Annotated in this window: 19 protein-coding genes; 11 read left to right on the forward strand and 8 right to left on the reverse strand. The window is 63.7% G+C overall.

Annotated elements, in window-relative coordinates; all coding sequences use genetic code 11:
* Window positions 1-7: 7 nt before the first annotated feature.
* Window positions 8-2,953 carry a bifunctional [glutamate--ammonia ligase]-adenylyl-L-tyrosine phosphorylase/[glutamate--ammonia-ligase] adenylyltransferase gene (glnE, locus tag BLR94_RS24910; RefSeq protein ID WP_084308605.1) on the reverse strand — a complete coding sequence of 982 codons (2,946 nt, stop codon included), beginning with the start codon at window positions 2,951-2,953 and terminating at the stop codon, window positions 8-10.
* A 270-nt stretch (window positions 2,954-3,223) separates the two neighbouring features.
* Between glnE and aceE the strand changes: the two genes are divergently transcribed.
* The 6 genes from aceE to BLR94_RS24940 all read left to right on the forward strand — a co-directional run bounded on the left by aceE (window position 3,224) and on the right by BLR94_RS24940 (window position 13,732).
* Window positions 3,224-5,872: a pyruvate dehydrogenase (acetyl-transferring), homodimeric type gene (gene aceE / locus BLR94_RS24915; RefSeq protein WP_084308606.1), complete on the forward strand. Its 2,649-nt coding sequence runs from the start codon at window positions 3,224-3,226 to the stop codon at window positions 5,870-5,872.
* An 11-nt stretch (window positions 5,873-5,883) separates the two neighbouring features.
* Complete coding sequence (gene aceF / locus BLR94_RS24920) at window positions 5,884-7,872, forward strand: dihydrolipoyllysine-residue acetyltransferase (RefSeq protein ID WP_084308607.1); 1,989 nt, start codon at window positions 5,884-5,886, stop codon at window positions 7,870-7,872.
* A 330-nt stretch (window positions 7,873-8,202) separates the two neighbouring features.
* Window positions 8,203-10,902 carry a sensor domain-containing phosphodiesterase gene (locus BLR94_RS24925; RefSeq protein ID WP_084308608.1) on the forward strand — a complete coding sequence of 900 codons (2,700 nt, stop codon included), beginning with the start codon at window positions 8,203-8,205 and terminating at the stop codon, window positions 10,900-10,902.
* 64 nt (window positions 10,903-10,966) lie between these two features.
* Window positions 10,967-11,614 carry a peptide-methionine (S)-S-oxide reductase MsrA gene (msrA, locus tag BLR94_RS24930; RefSeq protein WP_084308609.1) on the forward strand — a complete coding sequence of 216 codons (648 nt, stop codon included), beginning with the start codon at window positions 10,967-10,969 and terminating at the stop codon, window positions 11,612-11,614.
* 85 nt (window positions 11,615-11,699) lie between these two features.
* A complete protein-coding gene (locus BLR94_RS24935) occupies window positions 11,700-12,947 on the forward strand; it encodes an HD-GYP domain-containing protein (RefSeq protein WP_084308610.1) in 1,248 nt (415 codons plus the stop codon).
* A gap of 32 nt (window positions 12,948-12,979) precedes the next feature.
* Window positions 12,980-13,732, forward strand: coding sequence for an alpha/beta fold hydrolase (locus BLR94_RS24940; RefSeq protein ID WP_084308611.1), 753 nt, complete (start codon window positions 12,980-12,982; stop codon window positions 13,730-13,732).
* A 12-nt stretch (window positions 13,733-13,744) separates the two neighbouring features.
* On the opposite strand, the gene BLR94_RS24945 is transcribed toward BLR94_RS24940, so the two are convergent.
* Window positions 13,745-14,587, reverse strand: a complete 843-nt coding sequence (locus tag BLR94_RS24945; RefSeq protein WP_084308612.1) for a 23S rRNA (adenine(2030)-N(6))-methyltransferase RlmJ — start codon at window positions 14,585-14,587, stop codon at window positions 13,745-13,747.
* A gap of 160 nt (window positions 14,588-14,747) precedes the next feature.
* Between BLR94_RS24945 and BLR94_RS24950 the strand changes: the two genes are divergently transcribed.
* Both BLR94_RS24950 and BLR94_RS24955 read left to right on the forward strand, forming a co-directional pair.
* Window positions 14,748-16,550, forward strand: a complete 1,803-nt coding sequence (locus BLR94_RS24950) for an acyl-CoA dehydrogenase (protein WP_084308613.1) — start codon at window positions 14,748-14,750, stop codon at window positions 16,548-16,550.
* Window positions 16,551-16,802: 252 nt separating this feature from the next.
* Window positions 16,803-17,228 (forward strand): GFA family protein, encoded by a 426-nt coding sequence (locus BLR94_RS24955; protein WP_084308626.1) that lies wholly within the window; start codon window positions 16,803-16,805, stop codon window positions 17,226-17,228.
* A gap of 133 nt (window positions 17,229-17,361) precedes the next feature.
* Here the strand turns inward: BLR94_RS24955 and ppk1 are convergent, their stop codons facing one another.
* Both ppk1 and hemB read right to left on the reverse strand, forming a co-directional pair.
* The gene (gene ppk1 / locus BLR94_RS24960) at window positions 17,362-19,575 is read right to left on the reverse strand and encodes a polyphosphate kinase 1 (protein WP_084308614.1); all 2,214 of its coding nucleotides are present in this window, start codon (window positions 19,573-19,575) and stop codon (window positions 17,362-17,364) included.
* Window positions 19,576-19,593: 18 nt separating this feature from the next.
* The gene (hemB, locus tag BLR94_RS24965) at window positions 19,594-20,607 is read right to left on the reverse strand and encodes a porphobilinogen synthase (RefSeq protein ID WP_084308615.1); all 1,014 of its coding nucleotides are present in this window, start codon (window positions 20,605-20,607) and stop codon (window positions 19,594-19,596) included.
* Between the two features lie 300 nt (window positions 20,608-20,907).
* On the opposite strand from hemB, the gene BLR94_RS24970 reads away from it, so the two are divergent.
* Both BLR94_RS24970 and elbB read left to right on the forward strand, forming a co-directional pair.
* Window positions 20,908-21,459, forward strand: a complete 552-nt coding sequence (locus BLR94_RS24970; protein ID WP_084308616.1) for a DedA family protein — start codon at window positions 20,908-20,910, stop codon at window positions 21,457-21,459.
* A 148-nt stretch (window positions 21,460-21,607) separates the two neighbouring features.
* On the forward strand, window positions 21,608-22,267 hold the full coding sequence (gene elbB / locus BLR94_RS24975; protein WP_084308617.1) for an isoprenoid biosynthesis glyoxalase ElbB: 660 nt from the start codon (window positions 21,608-21,610) through the stop codon (window positions 22,265-22,267).
* Window positions 22,268-22,402: 135 nt separating this feature from the next.
* On the opposite strand, the gene BLR94_RS24980 is transcribed toward elbB, so the two are convergent.
* From BLR94_RS24980 to BLR94_RS24995, 4 genes are all read right to left on the reverse strand, one after another.
* Entirely contained in the window at window positions 22,403-22,855 is a 453-nt protein-coding gene (locus BLR94_RS24980; RefSeq protein ID WP_084308618.1) for a YaiI/YqxD family protein, read from the reverse strand.
* Window positions 22,856-23,070: 215 nt separating this feature from the next.
* Window positions 23,071-23,700: a homoserine/homoserine lactone efflux protein gene (rhtB, locus tag BLR94_RS24985; RefSeq protein ID WP_084308619.1), complete on the reverse strand. Its 630-nt coding sequence runs from the start codon at window positions 23,698-23,700 to the stop codon at window positions 23,071-23,073.
* A gap of 25 nt (window positions 23,701-23,725) precedes the next feature.
* Complete coding sequence (locus BLR94_RS24990) at window positions 23,726-24,292, reverse strand: mechanosensitive ion channel family protein (RefSeq protein WP_084308627.1); 567 nt, start codon at window positions 24,290-24,292, stop codon at window positions 23,726-23,728.
* A gap of 17 nt (window positions 24,293-24,309) precedes the next feature.
* Window positions 24,310-26,226, reverse strand: coding sequence for an ATP-binding cassette domain-containing protein (locus BLR94_RS24995; protein ID WP_084308620.1), 1,917 nt, complete (start codon window positions 26,224-26,226; stop codon window positions 24,310-24,312).
* Between the two features lie 49 nt (window positions 26,227-26,275).
* On the opposite strand from BLR94_RS24995, the gene BLR94_RS25000 reads away from it, so the two are divergent.
* A complete protein-coding gene (locus tag BLR94_RS25000; protein ID WP_084308621.1) occupies window positions 26,276-26,719 on the forward strand; it encodes a TIGR02444 family protein in 444 nt (147 codons plus the stop codon).
* Window positions 26,720-26,891: the final 172 nt, after the last annotated feature.

Genomic DNA, 26,891 nt, shown 5'->3' on the forward strand with positions numbered 1-26,891 from the left:
ACGCTCATCAGCTCAGGCCCAGTTCACGCCAGATACGCATCACGTTGCGTCGGTGCGCGTGAAACTGGTCGCCACCCACCACCCCGGGCTGCTTCTGCAACGCCTGCCGGTGTGCTGCAGAGCGGTAGGCCTTGTAAGCGTCCTGCAGCAGGGTCGCCTCGCCATCGCGGAGCAGACCAAGCCGATCCAGGCCTTCCAGAATGCGGATGTTATCGGTGAATTCGAGCAGCACCGGATGCTGCTTCGACCACGCCAGGGCCGCGTATTGCACCATAAATTCGATATCGACGATACCTCCGGCATCCTGCTTGAGGTCGAACGCCGCCGCTGCATCGAAAGCGTTCTCGGCGGTACCGGCGGCAGTGGCGCGGGTGCCGAGGTTGTCGCGCATCTTCGCGCGCATCTCGCTGACCTCGGCCTGCAGCCTTGCCCGCTCGCGCTCGCGGGCCAGCACGCTGGTGCGTACCTCAGCGAACGCCGCCGCCACCCGCTGGCAGCCGACCAGCACCCGGGCACGCACCAGCGCCTGGTGCTCCCAGGTCCAGGCCTCGCTTTCCTGATAGCGGCGGAAAGCACCCAGGGAACTGACCAGCAGGCCGGCAGCGCCGGAAGGGCGCAGGCGCATGTCGACATCGTAGAGCTGGCCGGAGTTGGTCTGCGCGGTCAGCAGATGGATGATGCGCTGCCCCAGGCGGGTGAAGAACTGCGCGCCGTCGATGGGCTTGGCGCCATCGGTCTCGGCCTGGGGGTCACCATCGTGGATGAACACCAGGTCCAGATCGGAGCCATGGCCCAACTCGATACCGCCGACCTTGCCATAGCCGACGATGATGAAGTCCGGCGCACACAGGCTGCCGTCAGGGCGCTGCGGCGTGCCATGCCGGGTGACCATCTGCCGCCAGGCCAGGGCAAGCACCTGATCGAGGATCGCCTCGGCCAGCCAGGTCAGGTAATCGCTGACTTTCATCAATGGCAGCGTGCCGGCGATTTCCGATGCCGCCACGCGCAGGCCATGGGCCAGCTTGAAATGGCGCAGGGCTTCCATCTGCTGCTCCAGGTCCTCTTCGGGGATGCGCGTCAGCCGCTCCTGCAGCTCGGCAGCCAGCGCCAAAGCCTGGGGCGGGCTGAACAGGCGCCCTTCGTTGAGCAGTTCGTCGAGCAGCAGCGGAAAACGGCTGATCTGCTCGGCGATCCACGGGCTGGCCGCACACAGGGTCAGCAGGCGCAGCAGGGCATTGGGATTTTCCGTGAGCAGCACCAGGTAGGCGGAGCGCCGGGCCACCGCCTCGATCAGCGGCAGCACGCGCTCCAGCACCAGATCCGGCCGCTCCTGCTCCACCGTGGCGGCCAGCAAGCGAGGAATGAAGGCATCCAGGCGCTCGCGACCGATGCGCTGCATGGCCCGCACCTGATTGCCGTTGCGCAGCCCTACCAGGCGCTGCCAGGCGGCCGGGGCATCGGCGAAGCCGGCTTCGGCCAACTGCCGGCAGGCGGCTTCTTCATCCTGATCGTCGTTCCACAGCGGCAGCCAGGCGGCGCCGACCATGGGTTCCTCGCCGCAGTCCTGATCCTCGTCCGGATCGGCGATGACCTGACGGAAGTGCCAGTCGATGCGCCCGCGCCAGTGCATCAACTGCTCATGAAAGGCCTCCCAGCCGTGGAAACCCAGCATGAACGCCACCCGCGCGCGATCCTCGTCATTGTCCGGCAGCATCTGCGTCTGCCGGTCATCGATGGCCTGCAGGGCATGCTCGGTATAACGCAGGAAAGCATAGCCGGCGTGCAACTCGTCGACCGCCTGGGCAGGCAGATAACCCTGCCCCTTGAGGGTGTCGAGCACCTTGAGCAGCGAACGCTGCTGCAGGCTCAGGTCGCGGCCGCCATGGATCAACTGGAAGGCCTGGGCGATGAACTCCACCTCGCGGATGCCCCCGGAGCCGAGCTTGATGTTCTCGGCCATGCCCTTGCGACGCACTTCCTGCTGGATCAGCTGTTTCATGGTGCGCAGGGCATCGATCGCGGAAAAATCCAGGTAACGCCGGTAGACGAACGGCCGCAGCATCTCCAGCAATTGCGCGCCAGCCTGCTGATCACCGCCGACCACCCGCGCCTTGATCATCGCGTAACGCTCCCAGTCGCGGCCCTGATCCTGGTAGTACTGCTCCAGCGCGTTGAAGCTGAACACCAGCGCGCCCGAAGAGCCGTAGGGGCGCAGGCGCATGTCGGTGCGGAACACGAAGCCATCGACGGTCATGGCATCCAGCGCCTTGATCAGCTTCTGGCCGAGGCGAATGAAGAACTCCTGGTTATCCAGCGGCCGCTTGACCCCCTGGGTTTCCCCCCCCTCTGGATAACCGAAGATCAGGTCGATATCCGACGACAGGTTCAGCTCGAAGGCACCGAGCTTGCCCATGCCGAGGATGACCATGTGCTGCGGCTCGCCGCTACGGCCCCCGACCGGCGTGCCGAACTGCTCGCAGTGCCGGGGGTATAGCCATCGATAGGCCAGGTCGATACAGGCATCGGCAAGACCGGAAAGATCACGGCAGGTTTCCACCAGGTCCGCCTGACGACTGATGTCCCGCCAGATGATGCGCACCTGCTGGCGATTGCGAAAGCGTCGCAGGCTGCGCGCCAGGGCGTTTTCGTCAGTGCACTCGGCCAGTTGCTCGGCGAGTTGCCCACGCAACTCGCCGGCCGCCAGGCGGCGTTCCAGCTCGCCGCTGCCGGCCAGGTCGAGGAGCATCTGCGGGTCGCGCAGCCCCTGCTGGGTCACGAAATCGCTGGTGGCGGCCACTCGTTGCAGATGCTCCCTGCGCGATAGCGGCCAGGCCGCGAAGTCGTCGGCCGCCTTGGCAGACAGCTGGCTGAAGGCCTGGCTCAGCGACTGCTCGGCGCGCTGGGCGATTGACGCGAGGGGGGCTGGCAAAGAGACGAGCGCGGGCAGGCTCATGGTCTATCCTTTTTCGGCGGGCTTTGGGCCTGTTGGAAAACCGACGAAGCCCCGGGGAAAGCCCGCCGCGTGTGGCTCACGCCTGATTTGACTGTAGTTTTGCCACGACTGAATCGTTCGCAAGAGCTGAAATCGCCAGCGAAATGTAGTAAAACTACACGAAGCCGGATCTACCCAACCGGTATATCCAAGAATTAATGTGCCCGCTCAAAAAGCCGGCCACGCATCCTGGCTTCCGATTCTGGAAGCCTTTCCGCTCTGGAGCAAGCCATGCAAGACCTCGATCCAATCGAAACCCAGGAATGGCTGGACGCACTGGAATCCGTCCTCGACAAGGAAGGCGAAGACCGTGCCCACTATCTGATGACGCGCCTGGGTGAGTTGGCCACTCGCAGCGGCACGCAGTTGCCCTATTCGATCACCACCCCCTACCGCAACACCATTCCGGTCACCCGCGAAGCGCGTATGCCGGGCGACCTGTTCATGGAACGTCGCATTCGTTCGATCGTGCGCTGGAACGCCCTGGCCATGGTCATGCGCGCCAACATGCAGGATCCCGACCTGGGTGGTCATATCTCTACCTTCGCCTCCAGCGCGACCCTCTACGACATCGGTTTCAACTACTTCTTCCAGGCGCCGACCGACGAGCATGGTGGCGACCTGATCTACTACCAGGGCCACGCGTCTCCCGGCATCTACGCCCGCGCCTTCCTGGAAGGCCGCCTGAGCGAAGAGCAGATGCTCAAGTTCCGCCAGGAAGTGGACGGTGGCGGCCTGTCGTCCTACCCGCACCCGCACCTGATGCCGGACTTCTGGCAGTTCCCGACCGTTTCCATGGGCCTGGGCCCGATCACCGCGATCTACCAGGCACGCTTCATGAAGTACCTGGAAAACCGTGGCTTCATCCCGGCCGGCAAGCAGAAGGTCTGGTGCTTCATCGGTGACGGCGAGACCGACGAGCCGGAAACCCTGGGCGCCATTTCCCTGGCCGGCCGCGAAAACCTCGACAACCTGATCTTCGTCGTCAACTGCAACCTGCAGCGCCTCGACGGCCCGGTTCGCGGCAACAGCAAGATCATCCAGGAACTCGAAGGCGTGTTCCGCGGCGCCAACTGGAACGTCAACAAGGTCATCTGGGGGCGCATGTGGGATCCGCTGTTCGCCCAGGACGAAGACGGCCGCATGCAGCGTCGCATGGATCAGGCCATCGACGGTGAGTACCAGAACTACAAGGCCAAGGATGGCGCCTACGTGCGTCAGCACTTCTTCGGCGCCGACCCGGAGCTGCTCAAGCGCGTCGAGACGCTCTCGGACGAGGAAATCTTCAACCTCAACCGTGGCGGCCACGACCCCTACAAGGTCTATGCAGCCTACCACCAGGCGGTCAACCACAAGGGCCAGCCCACCGTCATCCTGGCCAAGACCATCAAGGGCTACGGCACCGGTGCCGGGGAAGCGAAGAACACCGCGCACAACACCAAGAAGGTCGATATCGAGTCGCTGAAGAAATTCCGCGATCGCTTCGACATCCCGCTGAACGATTCGCAGCTGGAAGAACTGCCGTTCTACCGCCCGGCCGAAGACAGCGCGGAAATGAAATACCTGCGCAAGTGCCGCGAGAAGCTCGGTGGCCACTTGCCGCAGCGCAACCGCGGCACGATCAGCATCCCGACGCCGCCACTGGATACCCTCAAGGCAGTGCTGGATGGCTCCGGCGACCGCGAAATCTCCACCACCATGGCCTTCGGCCGGATCCTCGCGTCGCTGGTCAAGGACAAGGAACTGGGCAAGCGCATCGTGCCGATCCTCGCCGACGAGGCCCGTACCTTCGGTATGGAAGGCATGTTCCGCCAGCTGGGTATCTACTCCCCGGTTGGCCAGCTGTACGAGCCCGTCGACCGTGACCAGGTGATGTACTACCGCGAAGAGAAGGACGGCCAGATCCTCCAGGAAGGTCTCAACGAGGCAGGGGCGTTCTCCTCCTTCATGGCTGCCGGTACCGCCTACAGCAACTACAACACGCCGATGCTGCCGGTCTACATCTTCTACTCGATGTTCGGCTTCCAGCGTATCGGCGATCTGGCCTGGGCGGCTGGCGACGGCCAGACCCGCGGCTTCCTGCTGGGCGGCACCTCAGGCCGCACCACGCTGAACGGCGAAGGCCTGCAGCACGAAGACGGCCACAGCCATATCCTCGCCAGCACCATCCCCAACGTGCGCAGCTATGACCCCACCTACGCCTACGAACTGGCGGTGATCATGCGCGAAGGCACGCACCGGATGATGACCCTGCAGGAAAACGTTTATTACTACATCACCGTGATGAACGAGAATTACCAGCAGCCGGCCATGCCCGAGGGTGTCGAAGAAGGCATCATCAAGGGTATGTACCTGCTCGAAGAGGACAACAAGGAAGCCGCCCACCACGTGCAGTTGCTGGGCTGCGGCACCATCCTCAACGAGGTTCGCGAAGCGGCGAAGATCCTGCGCAACGACTACAACATCGGCGCCGATGTGTGGAGCGTGACCAGCTTCAACGAACTGCGTCGCGATGGCCTGGCCGTGGAGCGCAGCAATCGCCTGCACCCGGAACAGGAACCCAAGCAGAGCTACGTCGAGCAGTGCCTGAGCGGCCGCCAGGGCCCGGTCATCGCCAGCACCGACTACATGAAGCTGTTCGCCGAACAGGTTCGTCAGTGGGTTCCGGTCAAGGAGTACAAGGTACTGGGTACCGACGGTTTCGGCCGCAGCGACAGCCGCCGCAAACTGCGCGACTTCTTCGAAGTGGATCGCCGCTGGGTCGTTCTGGCTGCGCTCGAAGCGCTGGCCGATCGTGGTCAGATCGAACGCAAGGTGGTGGCCGAAGCCATCGTCAAGTTCGGTATCGACCCCGAAAAACGCAACCCTCTGGACTGCTAAGGAGACGCATTGTGAGTGAATTGATTCGCGTACCCGACATCGGCGGTGGTGAGGGTGAAGTCATCGAGTTGTTCGTCAAGGTTGGCGACCGCATCGAGGCCGACCAAAGCCTGCTGACCCTCGAGTCGGACAAGGCCAGCATGGAGATTCCAGCCCCCAAGGCCGGTGTCGTGAAAAGCCTGAAGGTCAAGCTGGGCGACAGCCTCAAAGAAGGCGACGAGCTGCTCGAGCTGGACGTGGAAGGCGATGCCGAAGCCGCCCCGGCCAAGGAAAAGCCGGCACCTGCCCAGGCAGAACCTGCCGCTGCAGCGCAACCAGCCGCCGAGCCACAGGCCGAGTCGGCTGGCAGTGCCGAGCCGCAGGAAGTCAAGGTGCCGGACATCGGTTCCAGCGCCAAGGCCAGCATCATCGAAGTAGCGGTCAAGCCGGGCGATACCATCGACGTCGACCAGTCGCTGATCACCCTCGAGTCCGACAAGGCGAGCATGGAAATCCCCTCGCCCGCCGCCGGCGTGGTGGAGAGCGTGTCGGTCAAGGTGGGTGACGAAGTGGGCACCGGCGATCTGATTCTGGTGCTCAAGGGCGCCGCAGGGGCACAGCCCAAGCAGGCGGCCAGTGCTCCTGCTGCCGCACCGAGCGCCGCTGCACCCGCCGAAGCCGAAGCCGCCGCTCCTGCGGCAGCTGAAGAGCCGGCTGGCGACAGCAGTGAAGAAGTGCGTATTCCGGATATCGGCGACGACGCCGCTGGCGTGATCGAGGTGCTGGTCAAGGTTGGCGACAGCGTCGAAACCGAGCAGTCGCTGATCGTGCTGGAATCGGCCAAGGCCAGCATGGAGATCCCCGCCCCCAAGGCTGGCGTGATCGAAAGCATTTCCATCAAGGTTGGCGATCAGGCCAAGACCGGCGACCTGATCCTGGTCCTCAAGGTCCAGGGTAAGGCAGCCGCCAAGCCTGCGGCCGCCGCGCAGGCACCAGCCGCCGCTCCGGAACAGGCCAAGCCGGCCAACGTCCAGGGCAGCGCACCCGCCAAGGCAACCCCGCAGGCCGCTCCGGCAGCCGCGCCGAGCCGCGATGGCAGCAAGGTGCACGCCGGCCCGGCGGTGCGTCAGCTGGCCCGCGAGTTCGGCGTCGAGCTGAGCGCGGTGCCAGGCACTGGCCCGAAAGGCCGCATCCTCAAGGAAGACGTGCAGGTCTACGTCAAGGCCGAGCTGCAGAAGGCCAAGTCGGCTCCTGCCGCAGCGGCTGCCGGTGCAACCGGTGGTGCTGGCATTCCGCCGATCCCGACCGTCGATTTCAGCAAGTTCGGTGAAATCGAAGAAGTGCCGATGACCCGCCTGATGCAGGTCGGCGCCGCCAACCTGCACCGCAGCTGGCTGAACGTGCCGCACGTCACTCAGTTCGATTCGGCTGACATCACCGAGCTGGAAGCCTTCCGCGTCGCCCAGAAGGCCGTCGCCGAGAAAGCCGGCGTGAAGCTGACCGTTCTGCCACTGCTGCTCAAGGCGTGCGCCTACCTGCTCAAGGAGCTGCCGGACTTCAACAGTTCGCTGGCACCAAGCGGCAAAGCGGTGATCCGCAAGAAATACGTGCACGTCGGTTTCGCCGTCGACACCCCGGATGGCCTGCTGGTGCCGGTGATCAAGAACGTCGATCAGAAGAGCCTGCTGCAACTGGCTGCCGAAGCCGCCGCCCTGGCGGAAAAGGCACGCACCAAGAAGCTCTCTGCCGATGACATGCAGGGTGCCTGCTTCACCATCTCCAGCCTCGGTCATATTGGCGGCACCGGCTTCACGCCGATCGTCAACGCGCCGGAAGTGGCGATCCTCGGTGTCAGCAAGGCAACCATCCAGCCGGTCTGGGATGGCAAGGCCTTCCAGCCCAAGCTGATGCTGCCGCTGTCGCTGTCCTACGATCACCGAGTGATCAATGGTGCAGCTGCCGCACGCTTCACCAAGCGCCTGGGTGAGGTGTTGAACGACATCCGTACCATGCTGCTGTAAGCGAATCGTTTTCGAGCGCCACGCTCGTAACCTCGACCCCGCCCGATCAGGCGGGGTTTTTTTTACCTGGCATTTCCCAGGGTGCCGTCGACGAGCCTGCTCGAACAGCTTCGGGAGCCCTCCTTTTCAATAACAATCCCTTATAAATCATGTTTTTATAATAAAGAAATCACAATGCCATTAGACTTCTTGTCAGCTGTCGCACCATGGTGCAACCTAAGCGGCATTACCGCCTCACAGCGGCCAGGGAGATACGGCTACACCCCTTGTTAGCGCTATAGTGAAGATGCCAGGCGTTTACCTACGCCAGCAGATGGATACAGCCATTCGATGAAAAGCCATCCCGATGTCGCGAGCCGTGTAGCGGCCGAGGTCGTGACGCAGCTGCCCGTGCCCTCCCGGCTCGGCATGATGCGCTTCGAGCGGATGAACGAAGCGAACTGGCTGCTATTGTTTCTCGACGCCTCCTGCGACAAGCAGCTCGGCATCGCTGCCAGCGATCTCTGCACCCTGGTGGAAACGCCCTATGCCAGCCTGATGGAACCGGAAGCACGTTACCGCCTGCACGATGCCATCCAATTGCAGCTGTCCGAGGGCGCCCACTACCTGGTGCATTACACCCTGCACACACCTCGCGGTCCGTTGAGGATGATGGAGCTCGGCGAACCGTTCAGACAACGGGGGCGGCATCTGCTGCGCGGCTACCTGATGATCACCGACGATGCCGTTACCGACGGCCCCAGGCTACCGACGCCAGCGCCACCCACACCCAAAGCCACCACGGTGCTGGATTCGCTGGAGCAGTTCGAGCGCAGCCAGGCTGAGCTGCAGCAGGATTGCTCGCGCTCCCTGGCCCAGCAACAACTCATCATGCGCCTGGCCAGCAAACGCTATCAGAGCGATGACCAGGCCCGTGAGGCCGCCGAACTGATCACTCGAAGCGCCTGCGAGATCTACGCTGTCGCCCGAGCAGGTATCTGGCACCTCAATGGCGACACCCTCGACCCCGTTGCCCTGTATCTGCTCGATCAGGATCAGTATGAAGTGGCACCGGCGATCGATGGCCGGCGCTATCCAAGCTACCTGCGGGCGCTCAAGGAAAGCCGCTCATTGAGTGTTCAGGACGCCGAGAACGACCCCCGCACCAGAGAGCTGCGCGACGACTACCTGCGCCCGGAAGCGATCACCGCCCTGCTCGATGCCAGCATCCGCGTTGGCGGAGAGCTGGTCGCCGTGCTTTGCCTGGAGCACACCGGCGGGTCACGCACCTGGCAGGCGGAGGAAATCGCCTTCGTCGGCGAGCTGGCGGACCAATATGCCAACGTCCTCAGCAACCAGGCACGCCGTAGCGCGACCAGCGCCCTGTATCTGTTCCAGCGCGCCGTCGAACAGAGCGCCAGTGCCTTCATCCTGCTCAATCGCGACGGCATGGTGGAGTACGTCAACCCGAGTTTCACCGCCATCACCCAGTACAGCGCCGACGAGGTGCAGGGCCGTCAGCTCGCTGAACTGCCGGCCCTGGAAAATCTCAGCGACCTGCTGTTCGACAGCACCTCCGGGCTGGCAGAGCAGAACAGCTGGCAGGGCGAGTTCAGGAGCCGGCGCAAGAACCTGGAGCCCTACTGGGGGCAGTTCTCGATATCCAAGGTGCATGCCGATGACGGCAGCCTGACCCATTACATCGGCATCTACGAGGACATCACCGAGACCAAGCACTCCCAGCAGCGCATCGAACGGCTGGCCTACAGCGACAACCTGACGGGCCTGGGAAATCGCTACGCCTTCATCCGCGCCCTGGAAAAACGCTTCGCCAGCAACGGCAGCGCCCCGGTCAGCCTGCTGTTGGTCGACATCGACAACTTCAAGCGCATCAACGATACCCTTGGTCACCAGACCGGCGACAAGCTGCTGGTCAGCCTGGCGAAGCGCCTGCACAACAGTTTCAGCGGCGAAGGCACCCTGGCGCGCTTCGCCAGCAACGAATTCGCCATCCTTCTCGATAACTGCCAGAGCGAGCGCGGCCAGCTCATCGCCCAGCAGGTATTGCAGACCATGGACAAGCCGCTGTTCGTCGACAACCAGTTGATCAACGTCACCGGCTCCGTGGGCCTGGCCTGCTCGCCCGAGCACGGCGAAGACCCGCAAACCCTGATGAAACATGCCGGCCTGGCACTGCACAAGGCCAAGGCCAATGGCAAGCATCAGTTGCAGGTCTTCACCGACGCTCTCAATGCCGAAGCCAATTACAAGCTGTTCGTGGAGAACAACCTGCGCCGCGCCTTGACGCAGAATGAACTGGAAGTGTTCTATCAGCCCAAGCTGTGCCTGAAGAACGGGCAGCTGCTCGGCGTGGAGGCGCTGCTACGCTGGCAGCACCCGGAAAAGGGCATGATCCGCCCGGATCAGTTCATCAGCGTCGCCGAAGAAACCGGCCTGATCATTCCCATCGGCAAGTGGGTGGTACGGCAGGCCTGCCGCATGAGCAAGCAGCTCACCGCCGTAGGGCTGGGTAACCTGCAGGTGGCGATCAACCTGTCGCCCAAACAGTTCAGCGACCCGGATCTGGTCGGTTCGATCGCGGCCATCCTCGAGGAGGAACAGTTGCCGCCGGAGATGCTCGAGCTCGAGCTCACCGAAGGCCTGCTGCTGGAAGCCACCGAAGACACCCGCAGCCTGCTCGGCCGCCTGAAACAGCTGGGCCTGACGCTGGCCATGGACGACTTCGGCACGGGCTACTCATCGCTCAGCTACCTGAAGAAATTCCCCATCGACGTGATCAAGATCGACCGCAGCTTCATCAAGGAGATCCCGGAGAATCAGGACGACATGGAAATCACTTCCGCGGTGATCGCCATGGCGCACAACCTCAAGCTCACGGTGGTCGCCGAAGGTATCGAAACCGCTGCCCAGCTGAATTTCCTGCGCCGCCAGCACTGCGATATCGGCCAGGGCTACCTGTTCGACCGCCCCATCGCGGGCCGCGATCTGGTAGAAAGCCTCAAGCGCTACCCGCGGCGTCCCACGCGCTGAACGGCAGCTAACGTCCACAGACCGCCGCGGTCTACCCAGAACAACGATTCGGAGAACATGCACCATGGTCTTACGCTCGCAAATTCTTGCCCACAAACTCGAACTGCCCAGCACCGAACAGGCGCTGCCCGGCCGTGAGACGCCGATCTCGGTCCCCGAAGCCCATTACGTGAACGGTAACCCGCTGCAAGGGCCCTTCCCCGACGGGCTGCAGACCGCGGTGTTCGGCCTGGGCTGCTTCTGGGGAGCCGAGCGGCGCTTCTGGCAGCAGCCTGGGGTATGGACCACTGCGGTGGGCTATGCCGGTGGCCATACTCCCAATCCGACCTACGAGGAAACCTGCTCGGGCCTGACCGGGCATGCCGAAGTGGTGCTGGTGGTGTTCGATCCACGGCAGACCCGCTACGAGGAACTGCTCAAGGTGTTCTGGGAAGTGCATAACCCGACCCAGGGCATGCGCCAGGGTAACGACATCGGTAGCCAGTACCGCTCGGCCATCTACTGCAGCGACGAGCAGCAGCTCGAAGCCGCGCGCCGCAGCCAGGCGCAGTTCCAGGGCGAACTGGAGAAATCCGGCTTCGGCACCATCACCACGGAGATTGCGTTGGCGCCAACCTTCTATTACGCGGAGGCCTATCACCAGCAGTACCTGGCGAAAAACCCGGAGGGTTATTGCGGCCTGGGCGGAACCGGCGTGTGCCTGCCAGCCTGATTTCACGACGGTCAAAGGCGATTGGCCAGCACAATGCCCACACGGCGCTAGACTCAGCGAACAGCCACCAGCAGATCAGCACGGAATGCCGGATACCAATCAATACATTTCGCCCGACCAGCTCTGTGTCGGGCTTTATGTCCAACTCGATCTGAGCTGGTGGGAACATTCGTTCGCCTTCAGCAGCTTCAAGATCAAGGACGAAAGCCAACTCAAACAACTGCGTGCCCTTGGCCTCAAGCGCCTGCGCTACGACCCTGCGCGCAGCGACTGTGGGCCGGTGGCACTGCCGAGCAAAGTAGTCGAGCAGGCACCACCGGCACCGCCGGATCCCCAGGAGCAGGCACGGCAGATCCGGGTCAAGACACTCAGCGTGCTGCGCAAGAGGCTGTCCGAGGTCGACCGCGCTTTCACCCAGGCCAGTCAACGGGTCAAGACACTCAACCAGAGCTTGCGCAACCAGCCGGAGGAGTCGGTGAAACAGGCTGGAGCCCTGGTCAACGAGCTGGTCGAAACCATGCTTGGCGAGGATGGCGTCGCCCTGCACAGCATCACCGGCAAGGCCGCCGAAGACGCCTACGTGCATTCGCTCAACGTCACCGTGCTGTCAGTGATGCTGGGCCGCCAGCTGGGCCTGGACGGCGAGTCCAGCCACATGCTCGGCATGGGCGCCCTGCTGCACGACATCGGCAAGCTGGAAGTGCCCAGCAAGGTCCTGCTCAAGGCGCCGCCCCTGACTCGCGCCGAACAGCAGTTACTGGAAATGCACACCGTTTTCGGACGCCGCATGGGCGAGAAACTGATGCTCGATGACGACGTGCTGCGCATCATCCACGAACACCACGAATACTGCGACGGCAGCGGCTACCCCCGGCAACTGCACGAGGCCTCGATCGGCCGCCTGAGCCGCATCGTGTGCATCACCAATCACTTCGACAACCTGTGCAACCCGCTCGACCCGCGCACCGCCCTGAGCCCTCACGAGGCCCTGGCGCGCATGTTTTCGCCGCAACAACGGGTGCACTTCGACGAGGTCGCGCTGAAGGCCTTCATCCGTTGCATGGGCGTCTACCCGCCGGGCAGCCTGGTGCAGCTGGAGGACGAACGCTACGCCCTGGTGCTGGGCATGCACCCTACCCTGCCGATGAAACCGACACTGATCATCTACGACCCGCAAGTACCCAAGGAAGAGGCGTTGATCGTCAACCTGGAGGCGGAGCCCTCACTGACCATCGCAGCCAGCGTGCGCGCTTCGCAGCTTCCCGCCGAAGCCCGCGAGTACCTGAACCCGCGTCAGCAACTGAGCTACTACGTCGACCCACGGCGAAGGTAGATCGGCGACGACCGATCCATGGATGGGCCTAAATGTCCGAGCACCCGTACCTTCTCATCCATGGCCTGATCGGCAGCCTGCGCGATCTGGCACCGGTATTCCATTCACAGGGCATCCAGGCACATACGCCCGATCTGCTCGGCTACGGCGCCCTGCAGCATGTGGATCCCGCCACCATCACGCTACCCGGGCAGGTGGCACATCTCGCTCGATGGCTCACGGCAAGGGACATCGAGCGTGTTCACCTGGCAGGTCACTCCGTTGGAGGCGCGATCGCCATGCTGTTCGCAACGGCTCATCCGGCAAGCGTCGCGTCGATTCATAGCGTCGAAGGAAATTTCTCGCTGGCCGACGCCTTCTGGTCAGCCAGCGTGGCTCAGATGACGGCCCATGAGGCCGATGCGATGCTGACTCAATTCAGGGAAAAGCCCGAAGTCTGGTTGGCCAGGTCCGGGATAACGACCTCTGCGAGCCATCGCGCAACCGCGTCGAGCTTACTGGACAACCAACCGGCATCGACCATTCAGGCCACCGCACGCTCGGTCGTTGCAGTGACCGGCAATGCGGATTACCCGCAGGCAGTCAGGAAAGTATTCGAAGGACCGGTCCCCGTGCACCTGATCGCCGGTGAACGTTCGAAAGCTGGCTGGAACGTTCCACAGTGGGCGCTGGAAAAGGCGGCCAGCTTCACCTGTCTGCCCGGTGGGCACCTGATGATGGTGGAAGACCCGGCGCGGTTCGTGGACGCTCTGACGAACAGCCAAAAACGGGCCCGCGATAGATGAACAGGAGCGCTGTCAGCCCTGTTCAGCGATCAGCCAGTCCAGGCGCCAGCTTGCCTTGCTCTGTGCCAGGCGCTCGGCCAGCCAGGGCAGCAGTTCACGCAACTCCTCTTCCAGGCCCCATGGCGGATTGCTGATCAGCAGGCCGGAGCCATTCAGGCGCTGGGCTTCATCGGCTGGGTGCACGAACAGCTCGGCACGCAGCAGTTTCGGCGCCGCGCTGTTTTCCATGTCGCGGTAGAAGCGCCTGAGCTGACGCTCGTCCTTGATCGGGTACCAGATCGCCACGATGGTCTGGCGCATACGCCCGATGGCCTCGTTGAGGGAGGTGACGCAGCGCTCCAGCTCATCGGCCTTCTCGAACGGTGGATCGATCAGCATCACCGCCCGCTTCTCGCGAGTCGGCAGCAGGGCGCGTGGCAGGTGCCAGCCTTCGCCCAGATGCACGGCCACACGCCGGTCACCGGCCATGTTCTCTTTGAGCAAGCGACCGTCTTCCGGGTGTTTCTCGTTGAGGTGCAGACGATCCTGTTCGCGTGTCTGCAGGCGCGCCAGCTCGGGCGAGCCCGGGTAGTGGCGCAGCACCCCATCGGCGTTCATCGCGCGGATCACGTCCAGGTAATCGAGCAGCGGCTGCGGTGCGTCCGTGGCATCCCACAACCGGCCGATGCCTTCACGCCACTCACCGGTGCGGCTGGCCTGGTCGCCGGCCAGGTCGTACAGGCCGACGCCGGCATGGCTGTCGAGATAGGCGTAGGGAGCCTCCTTGCGCGCCAGCAGGGCGAACAGGCGGCACAGCACCAAGTGTTTCAGCACATCGGCATGGTTGCCGGCATGGAAGGCGTGGCGGTAATTCATCATCGGCTCCTGAGCAGGAGGCGAATTGTAGCCCGCCCGGCCGCGCCGCGCAGCGTCTGCCCGGGGCAGGCTGACCTGTCGCGTGCCATCACGGCGGTCGATGATGCTGGCCGCCGGTAACCAGCGGCCTAGACTGGCGACACCCCACCGGAGAGCCATCATGCCCGAGACCTTGCTCAGCGCCCGCAACCTGGCGTTCGAACTCTACGAAGTGCTGGACGCCGAAGCGCTAACCGGCCGCCAGCGCTTCGCCGAGCACAACCGGGAAACCTTCGATGCTGCGCTGGATACCGCGCGCAGCATCGCCGAAGAGCGGTTCGCCACGCATAATCGCAAGGGCGATGAGCATGAACCCCGATACGTCGAAGGCGCTGCGCAGTTGATCGACGAAGTCAAACCCGCGCTGCAGGCCTTTATCGATGCCGGTTTCCTGAACGCGACGAGGGATTTCGACGCCGGCGGCATGCAACTGCCCACGTTGCTGTCCCAGGCCTGTTTCGCGCACTTCCAGGCGGCCAACATCGCCACGGCCTCCTACCCGCTGCTGACCATGGCGGCTGCCAACCTGATCGAAGCCTTTGGCGATGACTTGCAGAAGCGCCTTTTCCTGCAACCGATGATCGAGGGCCGCTTCTTCGGCACCATGGCCCTGACCGAGCCCCACGCCGGCTCCTCCCTCGCCGACCTGCGCACCCGCGCCGAACCGGCGGCCGATGGCAGCTACCGCCTCAAGGGCAACAAGATCTTCATCTCTGGCGGCGATCACGACCTCGGCGAGAACATCATCCACCTGGTGCTGGCCCGCCTGCCCGACGCACCTGCCGGGGTGAAAGGCATTTCGCTGTTCATCGTGCCGAAATTCCTGATCGGCGAGGACGGCAAGCCGGGCCCACGCAACGACGTGATCCTGGCGGGCCTGTTCCACAAGATGGGCTGGCGTGGCACCACGTCCACTGCACTGAATTTCGGCGACCAGGGCAACTGCGTCGGCTATCTGGTAGGACAGCCACATGCAGGCCTGTCCTACATGTTCCAGATGATGAACGAGGCGCGCATCGGCGTCGGCATGGGCGCGGTGATGCTCGGCTATGCCGGTTATCTGTACGCCCTGGAATACGCCCGCCAGCGTACCCAGGGGCGCCTGCCCGACGGCAAGAGCCCGGCAAGCGTTCAGGTGGCGATCATCGAACACGCCGATGTGCGCCGCATGCTGCTGACCCAGAAAGCCTACGTGGAAGGTGCCTTCGACCTGGCCCTTTACTGCGCCCGTCTGTTCGACGATAGCCAGACGCTGGAAGACCCCGAACAGCGTGAGCAGGCCGGGCAACTGCTCGACCTGCTGACCCCGGTCGCCAAGTCCTGGCCCTCCGAGTATTGCCTGCAGGCCAATGCCCTGGCGATGCAGATTCTCGGCGGTCACGGCTATACCCGCGATCACCCGGTGGAACAGTATTACCGTGACAATCGCCTCAACCCGATCCACGAAGGCACCCACGGCATCCAGTCCCTGGATCTGCTCGGGCGCAAGATCGGCCAGCACGGCGGCGCGGCGCTCAAGGCATTGAGCCGGCAGATCATCGCGACCTGCCGGCGCGCCGAGCCCTTCATCGAACTGGACACCCTGCGCCAGCCCCTGGAAACCCTGCTGGCGCGCCTGTCGGCGGTCACCCTCGGCCTGCTCGGCGACCTGCAGCAGGGCCGCGTGAACGGCGCCCTGGCAGATTCGGCGCTGTACCTCAAGGTCTTCGGCCATCTGGTGATCGGCTGGCGCTGGCTGGAACAGGCGGTGCACGCCGAGCAGGGGCGTCTGGCCGGCAACGCGCCCGACGCCGACTTCTACAGCGGCAAGCTGCAGGCCGCACGCTACTTCCTGCTCCGCGAGGTACCAGGCTGTCATCACCACCTGGACCTGCTGGAGCAGCGCGACGACACCTGTCTGGCGATGAAAGAGGCGTGGTTTTGAGCTATGGCGGACAGGTAACCCACCCTCGTGCAGCACCTGACAGCGCCTGGTGGGTTACGCGGCGCGTCGAGATGGCGGCGCTTGAAACCATCGGGCATGACGCCGCTAACCCACCCTACGACGCCGGCCGTGCATAGGTCGTTTGCAACACTTGGCGGCACTGCACGGCCCTGGCAAGACGCTAGAATTCCACCGCTGACCGCCCCATACCGGGCCAAGGTTCACAGCGCGATGATCAGGGAGCAGGTACCGATGAGTCATGTGCCGAGCTACACGGGAGGCTGCCTTTGCGGGCAGGTCAGGTTCAGTGTCCGAGGTGAGTTTCGCGATCCCCATACCTGCTCCTGTGAGCAGTGCCAGCGGCATTCCGGGGCGCTGACCCTGGCCTGGGTGGAGCTGGACAAGTCCCAGCTGGAATGGACCGGCCCTTGTGGCGAACCTAAGCTCTGGCGCTCGTCAGAGGCGACCTGCCGGGCTTTCTGTCCACACTGCGGCTCGACCCTGGGTGCCATAGACGACGGCGCAACCATGGCGCTCGCCCTTGGCGTCTTCGATGCGCTGACCGATCGGCTGGCACCGCAATTTCATAGTTTCTCCGAACATCGCCCATGCTGGTGGAGCGTGCATAGCCAGACTCCGATGACCGAGAGTGACCCCACCCAGGGCCATTCCCGCTAGGCTGCCGATCACGCGCCGCCCTGGGCTCAGCCGTCTGGCCTGCAGCGGCCACAGCCACAGGCCCATCCGTACGGGCTGATTCACCGATAACGAAAACGGGCCCATAGGGCCCGTTTCCTTTTTCGCCATGCAATCAGCGCGCGGCGATCACCGGTGCGCTGAGCTTCTCCAGCAGGCTGGCCTGGGCGCTGCGCGAGTTCTGGTTGCCGGTCGGCGACAGGCGCAGGTAACGGCCATCGGGCTGCAGCACCCACGCATGGGTGTTGTCGGTGAGGTAGGCTTCCAGTTCCTTCTTGACCCGAGTGATGAGTTTCTTGCCCTCCACCGGGAAGCACGTCTCCACACGCTTGTCGAGGTTGCGCTCCATCCAGTCGGCACTGGACAGATAGATTTTCTCTTCGCCGCCATTGAGGAAGTAGAACACCCGGGTGTGTTCCAGGAAGCGGCCGATGATCGAGCGCACCTGGATGTTGTGCGACACCCCCGCCACGCCAGGCCGCAGGCAGCACATGCCACGCACCACCAAGTCGATCCGCACGCCGGTCTGGCTGGCCTTGTACAGCGCGCGAATGATCTTCGCATCGGTCAGCGAGTTGAACTTGGCGATGATGTGCGCCGGCTTGCCTTCGCTGGCCAGCTGGGTTTCCCTGGCGATCAGGTCGAGCAGGGTTTTCTTCAAGGTAAAGGGCGCATGCAGGAGCTTCTTCATGCGCAGGGTTTTGCCCATGCCAATCAGCTGGCTGAACATTTTGGACACGTCCTCACCCAGCGCCACGTCAGCGGTGAGCAGGCTGTAGTCGGTGTACAGACGAGCATTACCGGCGTGATAGTTGCCGGTACCCAGGTGCGCATAACGGACAATCTCGCCATTCTCGCGACGCAGAATGAGCATCATCTTGGCGTGGGTCTTGAAGCCCACCACACCGTAGATCACCACGGCACCTGCAGCCTGCAGGCGGCTGGCCAGGGCCAGGTTGGACTCCTCGTCGAAGCGCGCGCGCAGCTCGATCACCGCGGTAACTTCCTTGCCGTTGCGCGCGGCTTCCACCAGCGCATCGACGATCTCCGAGTTGGCGCCAGAGCGGTAGAGCGTCTGCTTGATGGCCAACACGTGTGGGTCTTTCGCCGCCTGGCGTAACAGATCCACCACGGGAGTAAAGGACTCGAAGGGATGCAGCAGGAGGATGTCTTGCTTGCTGACCACGCTGAAAATGTTCTCGCTGTTCTGCAGTAACTTGGGGATTACCGGAGTGAACGGCGGGTACTGCAGATCCTGGTGACTTTCCAGGCCGGTGATGCTGAACAGGCGGGTCAGGTTGACCGGGCCGTTGACCTGATACAGCTCATGCTCCGACAGGCCGAATTGCTTGAGCAACTGGTCGGTGAGGTGTTTCGGACAGCTGTCCACCACTTCCAGGCGCACCGCATCGCCGTAACGGCGGCTGAACAGCTCACCGCGCAGCGCACGGGCCAGGTCTTCCACGTCCTCGGTGTCCACCGACAGGTCGGCGTTACGGGTCAGGCGGAACTGGTAGCAGCCCTTGACCTTCATGCCGGGGAACAGATCATCGGCATGAGCATGGATCATCGACGACAGAAACACGTAGTTGGCGCCTTGGCCGCCGACGTCCTCCGGTACCTTGATGATCCGCGGCAGCAGACGCGGCGCCGGGATCACCGCCAGGCCGGAATCGCGGCCGAAGGCGTCGACGCCTTCGAGCTCGACGATGAAGTTCAGGCTCTTGTTGACCAGCAGCGGGAACGGGTGCGTCGGATCGAGGCCGATCGGCGTGATAATCGGCGCGATCTCGTCGCGGAAGTAACGGCGCACCCAGGCCTTGATCTTGGTGGTCCAGTAGCGGCGGCGAATGAAGTTGATGCCGTGCTTGGCCAGCGCCGGAAAGAGCACATCGTTGAGGATGGCGTACTGACGGCCGACCTGCTCGTGTACCAGTTCGGCGATGCGCGACAGCGCCTGATGGGGCTGCAAGCCATCGGCACCGGCCTGTTCACGGGCGAAATTGATCTGTTTCTTCAACCCGGCAACACGGATTTCGAAGAACTCATCGAGGTTGCTGGAGAAGATCAGCAGGAACTTCAGACGTTCCAGCAACGGGTAGGACTCGTCCAGCGCCTGTTCCAGCACGCGGATGTTGAACTGCAGCTGCGACAGCTCGCGATGGATGTACAGGCTGCTGTCATCCAGGCTGGGCACTGGCACGGCGACCGCCGTGGTTTCGACTACTGGCGTTTCCACTATGGTTTCCACCGGCGCTTCGTCGATCACCGGCAGGCTGATTGCCGGTACATCGAGCTGTTCGTTCTCACTGAGTCCTTCGTTGCTCATTGAATTACCCTGGAGGGGCTACTGCCCCTGTCGTATGAGTTCGGCCGCACGCACGGCGAAATAAGTGAGGATGCCATCGGCACCCGCTCGTTTGCAGGCCGTCAGCGACTCGAGAATGACCGCTTCGCTGAGCCAGCCGTTCTGGATGGCAGCCATGTGCATCGCATATTCGCCACTGACCTGATAGACAAAGGTCGGCACCTTGAATTCGCTTTTGACCCGGGAAACGATGTCCAGGTACGGCATGCCCGGCTTGACCATGACCATGTCGGCGCCCTCGGCCAGGTCAGCGGCGACCTCGTGCAACGCTTCGTCGCTGTTGGCCGGGTCCATCTGGTAGGAAGCCTTGTTGGCCTTGCCGAGGTTCAGCGACGAGCCCACCGCATCGCGGAACGGGCCGTAGTAGGCACTGGCGTATTTGGCAGAGTAGGCCATGATCCGCACGTTGACGTGATCGGCCAGCTCCAGCGCCTCGCGAATCGCCTGGATGCGCCCGTCCATCATGTCCGACGGCGCCACCACCTGAGCACCCGCATCGGCGTGAGACAGTGCCTGTTTGACCAGCGCATCGACGGTGATGTCGTTCTGCACGTAGCCTTCTTCGTCGAGAATGCCGTCCTGACCATGGGTGGTGAACGGGTCGAGGGCCACGTCGGTGATCACCCCAAGCTCGGGGAAGCGCGCGCGCAGCGCACGGGTGGCACGCTGAGCGATGCCGTCCGGGTTCCAGGCTTCACTGCCGTCGAGGGTTTTCTTTTCTGCGGGGGTTACCGGGAACAGCGCCAACGCGGGAATACCCAGAGCCACCCACTTTTCCGCTTCCTGCAGCAGCAGGTCGATGGACAGACGCTCAACGCCGGGCATGGATGCCACCGCCTCACGCTGATTCTCGCCATCGAGCACGAATACCGGCAGGATCAGGTCGTTGGTGCTCAGCACGTTCTCGCGGACCAGACGCCGTGAAAAATCGTCGCGACGGTTGCGACGCAGGCGGGTAGCGGGGAACAGGCGGTTGGCGGGGGTAAAGCTCACGGCAGACTCCTGGGCCCGCTCAAGCGGGCGAAGCGTGACAGTTATAAGCGGCCATTATGACCAAATGATGACGGCAATAACGAATACTGCGACGGCGCGTCGCAGCCGATAAGGCACATCGGCTGCGGCAAAAGCCCTGAGCGGCGGCGCGCGGGCCTAGGGTCTGTTGACGTTTCACGCACGGCCGCGCCGGAACGTCAACAGACCCTAGCGGCGCCATTTCACAGTCTCTCGACAATTGCTGTTTTACGGTGTCCAACCGCGTAGCCTTGCATCCCCCTCCTCTACGGTCGCCTTTACATGCTGGAAAATCTGCTGCAGCACTTCGGTTACCCCGCACTGATACTGGGGACCTTCCTCGAGGGCGAGATGTCGCTGCTGCTAGCCGCCTACCTGGCGTTGCGCGGCCTGCTCAGCATCGAGTGGGTGATCGCCTGTGCCTTTCTCGGCACCTACGCCGCCGATCAGCTGTGGTATCACCTCGGGCGCCGCCACGGCCGGCGCATCCTTGAGAATCGTCCGCACTGGCAGACGCTCAGCGACAAGGCGCTGGTCTACCTGCGCCGCCACCCCGACCTGTGGGTGCTGGGTTTTCGCTTCTTCTACGGCATGCGCACGGTGATGCCGCTGGCCATCGGCCTGTCGGGCTACCCCCGGCGTCGCTACATGATTCTCGACGCCATCGGCACGGCGATCTGGGCCATCATGCTCGGCACCCTGGCCTACCGGCTCGGCCGGGCGCTGGAAGGCATGCTCGGCGAGCTGCATCAGATCCAGCTGTACGTATTCGCCGCCTTGCTGATCATCGGCCTCGGCGTCTGGCTGTACCGTCGTAGACAACGCGGCTGCTGAAGCACGCGGTTTGACGACAGCCTCGGGGGCGTTTAAAAGCCTGTAACGATTGGCTGGCCAGCCAGTCATAAAAGAACGCAGTTTCCCCCAAGCGAGGCCGCCGGGCGCAAGATCCGGACTCGGCTCGTACCTCATCAGGAGTTGGTCGATGAACAAGAAAGTCGCAGTGATTCTTTCCGGTTGTGGCGTCTATGACGGCTCGGAGATCCATGAAAGCGTGATCACCCTGCTGCGCCTCGATCAACGCGGCGTCGAGGTGCAGTGTTTCGCGCCCGACATCGACCAGGCTCATGTGCTCAATCACCTCAGCGGCGAAGAAATGCAGCCGCCGCGCAACGTGCTGGTGGAATCCGCGCGGATCGCCCGCGGCAACATCAAGGACGTGCGCCAACTGCGCGCCGACGACTTCGATGCACTGATCCTGCCGGGTGGCTTCGGCGCCGCCAAGAATCTTTCCGACTTCGCCAGCACGGGCAGCGATTGCAGCGTGCAGGCCGACGTGCTGGCCGCTGCACAGTCGTTCGTAAGCGCCTCCAAACCCATCGGCCTGATCTGCATCGCCCCGGCCCTGGCGGCGCGCATCTTCGGCGCCGGCGTGACCTGCACCATCGGCCATGACGCCGACACCGCAGCAGCACTGACCAAAATGGGCGCCGAGCACGCCGAGTGCAACGTCGAAGATATCGTCGAGGATACCCAGCGCAAGCTGGTGACCACGCCGGCCTACATGCTGGCCAATTCGATCTCACAGGCCGCGTCGGGGATCAACAAGCTGGTGGATCGGGTGCTGGAACTGACACACGAGTAACGACCAGCTGCGCGTCGGCTCTGCGGCGTTAAAAACAGGCTCGGAATGCTCATGTACAAAAGTACACTCCGCTTCCTCGCCTGTTTTTGCCTTGCAGAGCTCTAGCTCGCAAGCTCGTCAGCAAGTAGGGAACCCTCAACCGCGCGAAAGACGCGTCAGCAGACGATCCAGGGAATTGGCGAACGCCTGGCGATCCTTGTCGCCATAGGCGGCCTGGCCGCCACCGACCTGCCCCTGTTCGCGCAGGTCGGTGAACAGGTTGCGCACAGCCAGGCGCTCGCCCATGTTGCGCTCGTCGAACGCCTTGCCGCGCGGATCCAGCGCCAGCACGCCCTTCTTCACCAGGCGGTCGGCCAGCGGCACGTCGCTGCAGATCACCAACTCGCCTGGCACCGCATGTTCCACCAGGTAATCATCGGCTGCATCCGGGCCACTCGGCACCACGATCAGGCGCACGCAGGTGAAAGCCGGTTTGGGCTGCGCCTGCCCGGCGACCATGACCACCTCGAAGTTGCGCTTGAGGGCGAACTTGACCACCTGATCCCGCGCCAACCGTGGGCAGGCGTCGGCGTCGATCCATACACGCATTTCAAGACCTGTTCAAAGTCTCGCGAGCTAGAGCCATGCAAGGGCTAGGCGCCCCCACAAAAACAGGCGAGAAAGCGGAGTGTACTTTTGTACATGAGCATGACTCGCTTCGCTCGCCCCTTCGGGGCCGCACTGAAGTGCGATAGCCGCAAGCGCCTTTTTGAGCCTGTTTTTAACGCCGCAGGGCCGACGCGCAGCAGGCTTTAAGCAGGTTCTCAGACCGGTGCGCGACGCACGGTAGCCAGCAACGCCGCAGCGCCCACGAACAGCGCGCCAAAGCTGCGGTTCATGACGCGCTGCTGGCGCGGCGTACGCAGCAGGCGCAGCACGCGCACCGCCAGGCCGGTATAGCCAGCCATGACGATCAGGTCGACGGTCACCATGGTCACGCCAATGATCAGGTACTGCTCGGTCAGCGGTGCATGGGGGTTGATGAACTGCGGCAGCACGGCGAGCATGAAGACGATCGCCTTGGGGTTGCCGAAATTCACCAGAAAGCCGCGCAGCACCAGGCTCAGCGGCCGGCCGATGGGACGCTCGCCGGTGACGCTCATATCGGCAGGCAGTGCGCGCCACTGGCACCAGCCGAGATACAGCAGGTAAACCACGCCAAACCATTTGATCAGGCTGAAGGCCAGTGCCGAAGTCGCCAGCACCGCGCCGACGCCGGCGGCAACGATGGCGATCTGCAGTGCCAGGCCGATCTGCAGGCCCAGCGCGTTCCAGTAACCGCGCAGAAAGCCGTATTGCAGGCCCGCCGACATCGAGGCGATGGCACCGGCCCCCGGCGAGAGGCTGATCAGCCAACAGGCGACGAAGAATGCGAGCCAGGTTTCCAGAGCCATGACGGTGACCTCGAATGAATGATGATCAGGATTCGATCTTGCGCGGTGCCGGTGCATCGCCGTTACGCCAGCGCCTCACGGCTTTCTGGAAGAACAGGCTGTTGGGAATCTGCACCCAGGTGCCCGGCGCATCACCGGTCAGGTCTTCCAGGGTGGTGTAGAACAGGTTGATGTCCAGCACACGCCCACGAACCCCAGGTTTGTCGGCGCTTTCCAGCACCTCGACGCAGTCGCCGATACGAAACGGCCCGAGGGCGAAGATCAGCAGCGCACAGAACAGGTTCGACAATACGCTCCAGATGGCGAAGAACGCGATAGCGGCAACGGCGACGAAGCCGGTCAGCGCGCCCCACAAAACCTGCGCCGAAACGCCCAGTCGCTCGAGCACCAGCATGAAGGCGCTGCCGAGGATCAGCCAACGGGTCAGGCCGCGCAACGGCACCAGCAGTTCAGGCGGCAGTTGCGGATAACGCTGGCCCAGACGGGTGATGCCACGGGTGAGAATACGCTGCGCCAGCCAGGCCAGCGACAGGATCAGGATAACCTGACCAGTACGCATCAGCGGCTGGCTCCAGGCGGCCAGCCAGGCCATATCGATAACGTCGAAATTCAACCTGTTGCCTCCAATTCCTGCTGCAGGGTTTCCAAGGTTTCCAGGGCCTCCAGCCACTGTTCTTCCAGCTCCGCTTCACGGCCCTTGAGCCCGGCCTGCTCGGCCAGGGCCTGGCGCAGCTCTTCCTTGCGCGGCGCCTCGTAGAGGGCGCTATCGCCCAGGCGTGCTTCCAGTGCGGCAAGCGTGCCCTGCACCTGGCCGAGCTCGGCTTCGAGCTTGTCCGCCGCCTTCTTGTGCGGTGCCAGTTGCTGACGCAGGGCAGCGGCGGCCTGGCGCTGACCTCGCTTGTCGTTGCCGCTGCCAACCGCTACCGCAGTCGCAGTCGCCGGAGCGGCCTGCCGTTGACGGTAATCCACCAGCCAGCGCGCGTAATCCTCCAGGTCACCGTCGAACGGCGCCACCCGGCCGTCGGCGACCAGCAGGAACTCGTCGGTGGTGCTCTTGAGCAGGTGCCGGTCGTGAGACACCACCACCACCGCCCCGGCGAACTCCTGCAGGGCCATGGTCAGCGCCAGGCGCATCTCCAGATCCAGGTGGTTGGTCGGCTCATCGAGCAGCAGCAGGTTGGGCTTGCCCCAGGCGATCAGCGCCAGGGCCAGGCGCGCCTTCTCGCCACCGGAGAAATTCAGCACCGGCTCGTCGCAGCGCGGGCCGCGGAAGTCGAAGCCACCGAGGAAATCACGCAGGGTCTGCTCACGCTCGGCCGGCGCGATGCGCTGCAGGTGCAGGAGCGGGCTGGCCTTGTCGTCCAGGGCATCGAGCTGGTGCTGGGCGAAGTAGCCGATCACCAGGTTCTCGCCGCGGGTCAGGCTGCCACTGAGCGGCTGCAGTTCGGCGGAGAGGTTCTTGATCAGCGTCGACTTGCCCGCGCCATTGGGGCCGAGCAGGCCGATGCGCGCGCCGGGCACCAGGCTCAGCTTGACCTGCTGCAGGATGGTCTTGTCGCCATAGCCCAGGCGGCCTTCGCTGAGGCTGAGCAGTGGCGTGGAAATCTTGTCCGCCTCGCGAAACACGAAATCGAAGGGCGAGTCGACATGCGCCGCGCTCAGCTCTTCCATGCGTTCCAGCGCCTTGATGCGGCTCTGCGCCTGACGAGCCTTGGTGGCCTGGGCCTTGAAGCGGGCGATGTACTTTTCCATGTGCGCACGCTGCACTTGCTGCTTCTCGTACGCCTGCTGCTGCTGAGCCAAACGCTCGGCACGGGTACGTTCGAAGGCGCTGTAACCGCCACGGTAGAGCGTCAGCTTGCGCTGCTCGACATGGGCGACGTGGTCGACCACCGCATCGAGAAAATCCCGGTCGTGGGAAATCAGCAGCAAGGTACCGGGATAGCTTTGCAGCCAGCCTTCGAGCCAGAGAATGGCATCCAGATCCAGGTGGTTGGTCGGTTCGTCGAGCAGCAGCAGGTCGGACGGGCACATCAGCGCCTGGGCCAGGTTCAGGCGCATGCGCCAGCCACCGGAGAAGTCGCCGACCCGGCGATCCATCTGCGCGTTGTCGAAACCCAGGCCGGCCAGCAGCTTGCGTGCACGGGCGTCGGCGGTATAGCCGTCGGCGCTGTCCAGCTCGCTGTGCAGGCGGGCGATGGCGGCACCGTCCTGGCGCTGCTCGGCAACCGCCAGCTCGGCCTGCACACGGCGCAGCTCATGGTCACCGTCGAGTACGTAGTCCACGGCCAGACGTTCGAGGTTGTCGACCTCCTGGCGCATGTGGGCGATGCGCCAGTCGCCAGGCAACAGGCAATCGCCGGCATCCGGGGTCAACTCGCCGCGCAGCAGGGCGAACAGGCTGGATTTGCCGGCACCATTGGCACCGATAAGCCCAGCCTTGTGGCCGGCGTGCAAGGTCAGCTCGGCGTCTTCTAGCAGACGCTGCGGGCCACGCTGTAAGGTAAGGTTCAGGAGTCGGATCATAATGGCGGCGGATTCTACCAGAGTCCACCGCCGCATACTCGGAGCACGCATGAACGCTGACCTGTGGACCTTCGCCACGACCCTCTACGCCCGCCCAGGCGTGGAAGCCGCCTGCCTGGAACTGCAGGACGCCGGTGCGGATGTCTGCCTGCTGCTCGCCGGCCTCTGGCTGGACAGCCGTGACGTGGCCCATGGCGACGAGCGCGAAGCCCGGCTACGGGCCCTGGCCGGCACCTGGCAGCGCCAGGTGGTGGTGCCACTGAGGTCACTGCGCCAAGGCTGGCGCGATGCGGCGGCGGACGATGCGGCGCTGGCCACCCTGCGCCAGCGGCTCAAGCAACTCGAGCTGGATGCCGAGCGCACCCAGCTCGAGCGCCTGCAAGAGCTGAGCAGCGCCTGGCCCGCTGACGGGCCGGCACGGCGGACCTGGCTGGACGCACTGGCCGTGGCCGGGGGTGCCCGCGAACGACTGCTGGCGGCCACGGCCGGGTAGGCCGATTGCGGCAGGTTACCCGCAGTAGGCGGCAACGCCGATCTAGGGTCTGTCTGAAAAGTCTCCGAGCGAAGGTCAGGCGAGGCAAAAATCGGTGAGGAACGGACTGGGCTCGCATTCGAGTTTACGAGCTGTAAATGAGCATTCCGAACCGATTTTTAACGAAGCATCA

Source organism: Phytopseudomonas flavescens (assembly GCF_900100535.1).
Taxonomy (GTDB): domain Bacteria; phylum Pseudomonadota; class Gammaproteobacteria; order Pseudomonadales; family Pseudomonadaceae; genus Aquipseudomonas; species Aquipseudomonas flavescens.

Coding starts and splice junctions, on each gene's coding strand:
- glnE (WP_084308605.1), bottom strand. CDS start 2,953: ATGAGCCTGCCCGCGCTCGTCTCTTTGCCAGCCCCCCTCGCGTCAATC.
- aceE (WP_084308606.1), top strand. CDS start 3,224: ATGCAAGACCTCGATCCAATCGAAACCCAGGAATGGCTGGACGCACTG.
- BLR94_RS24925 (WP_084308608.1), top strand. CDS start 8,203: ATGAAAAGCCATCCCGATGTCGCGAGCCGTGTAGCGGCCGAGGTCGTG.
- msrA (WP_084308609.1), top strand. CDS start 10,967: ATGGTCTTACGCTCGCAAATTCTTGCCCACAAACTCGAACTGCCCAGC.
- BLR94_RS24935 (WP_084308610.1), top strand. CDS start 11,700: ATGCCGGATACCAATCAATACATTTCGCCCGACCAGCTCTGTGTCGGG.
- BLR94_RS24940 (WP_084308611.1), top strand. CDS start 12,980: ATGTCCGAGCACCCGTACCTTCTCATCCATGGCCTGATCGGCAGCCTG.
- BLR94_RS24945 (WP_084308612.1), bottom strand. CDS start 14,587: ATGAATTACCGCCACGCCTTCCATGCCGGCAACCATGCCGATGTGCTG.
- BLR94_RS24950 (WP_084308613.1), top strand. CDS start 14,748: ATGCCCGAGACCTTGCTCAGCGCCCGCAACCTGGCGTTCGAACTCTAC.
- BLR94_RS24955 (WP_084308626.1), top strand. CDS start 16,803: ATGAGTCATGTGCCGAGCTACACGGGAGGCTGCCTTTGCGGGCAGGTC.
- ppk1 (WP_084308614.1), bottom strand. CDS start 19,575: ATGAGCAACGAAGGACTCAGTGAGAACGAACAGCTCGATGTACCGGCA.
- BLR94_RS24970 (WP_084308616.1), top strand. CDS start 20,908: ATGCTGGAAAATCTGCTGCAGCACTTCGGTTACCCCGCACTGATACTG.
- elbB (WP_084308617.1), top strand. CDS start 21,608: ATGAACAAGAAAGTCGCAGTGATTCTTTCCGGTTGTGGCGTCTATGAC.
- BLR94_RS24980 (WP_084308618.1), bottom strand. CDS start 22,855: ATGCGTGTATGGATCGACGCCGACGCCTGCCCACGGTTGGCGCGGGAT.
- rhtB (WP_084308619.1), bottom strand. CDS start 23,700: ATGGCTCTGGAAACCTGGCTCGCATTCTTCGTCGCCTGTTGGCTGATC.
- BLR94_RS24990 (WP_084308627.1), bottom strand. CDS start 24,292: ATGGCCTGGCTGGCCGCCTGGAGCCAGCCGCTGATGCGTACTGGTCAG.
- BLR94_RS24995 (WP_084308620.1), bottom strand. CDS start 26,226: ATGATCCGACTCCTGAACCTTACCTTACAGCGTGGCCCGCAGCGTCTG.
- BLR94_RS25000 (WP_084308621.1), top strand. CDS start 26,276: ATGAACGCTGACCTGTGGACCTTCGCCACGACCCTCTACGCCCGCCCA.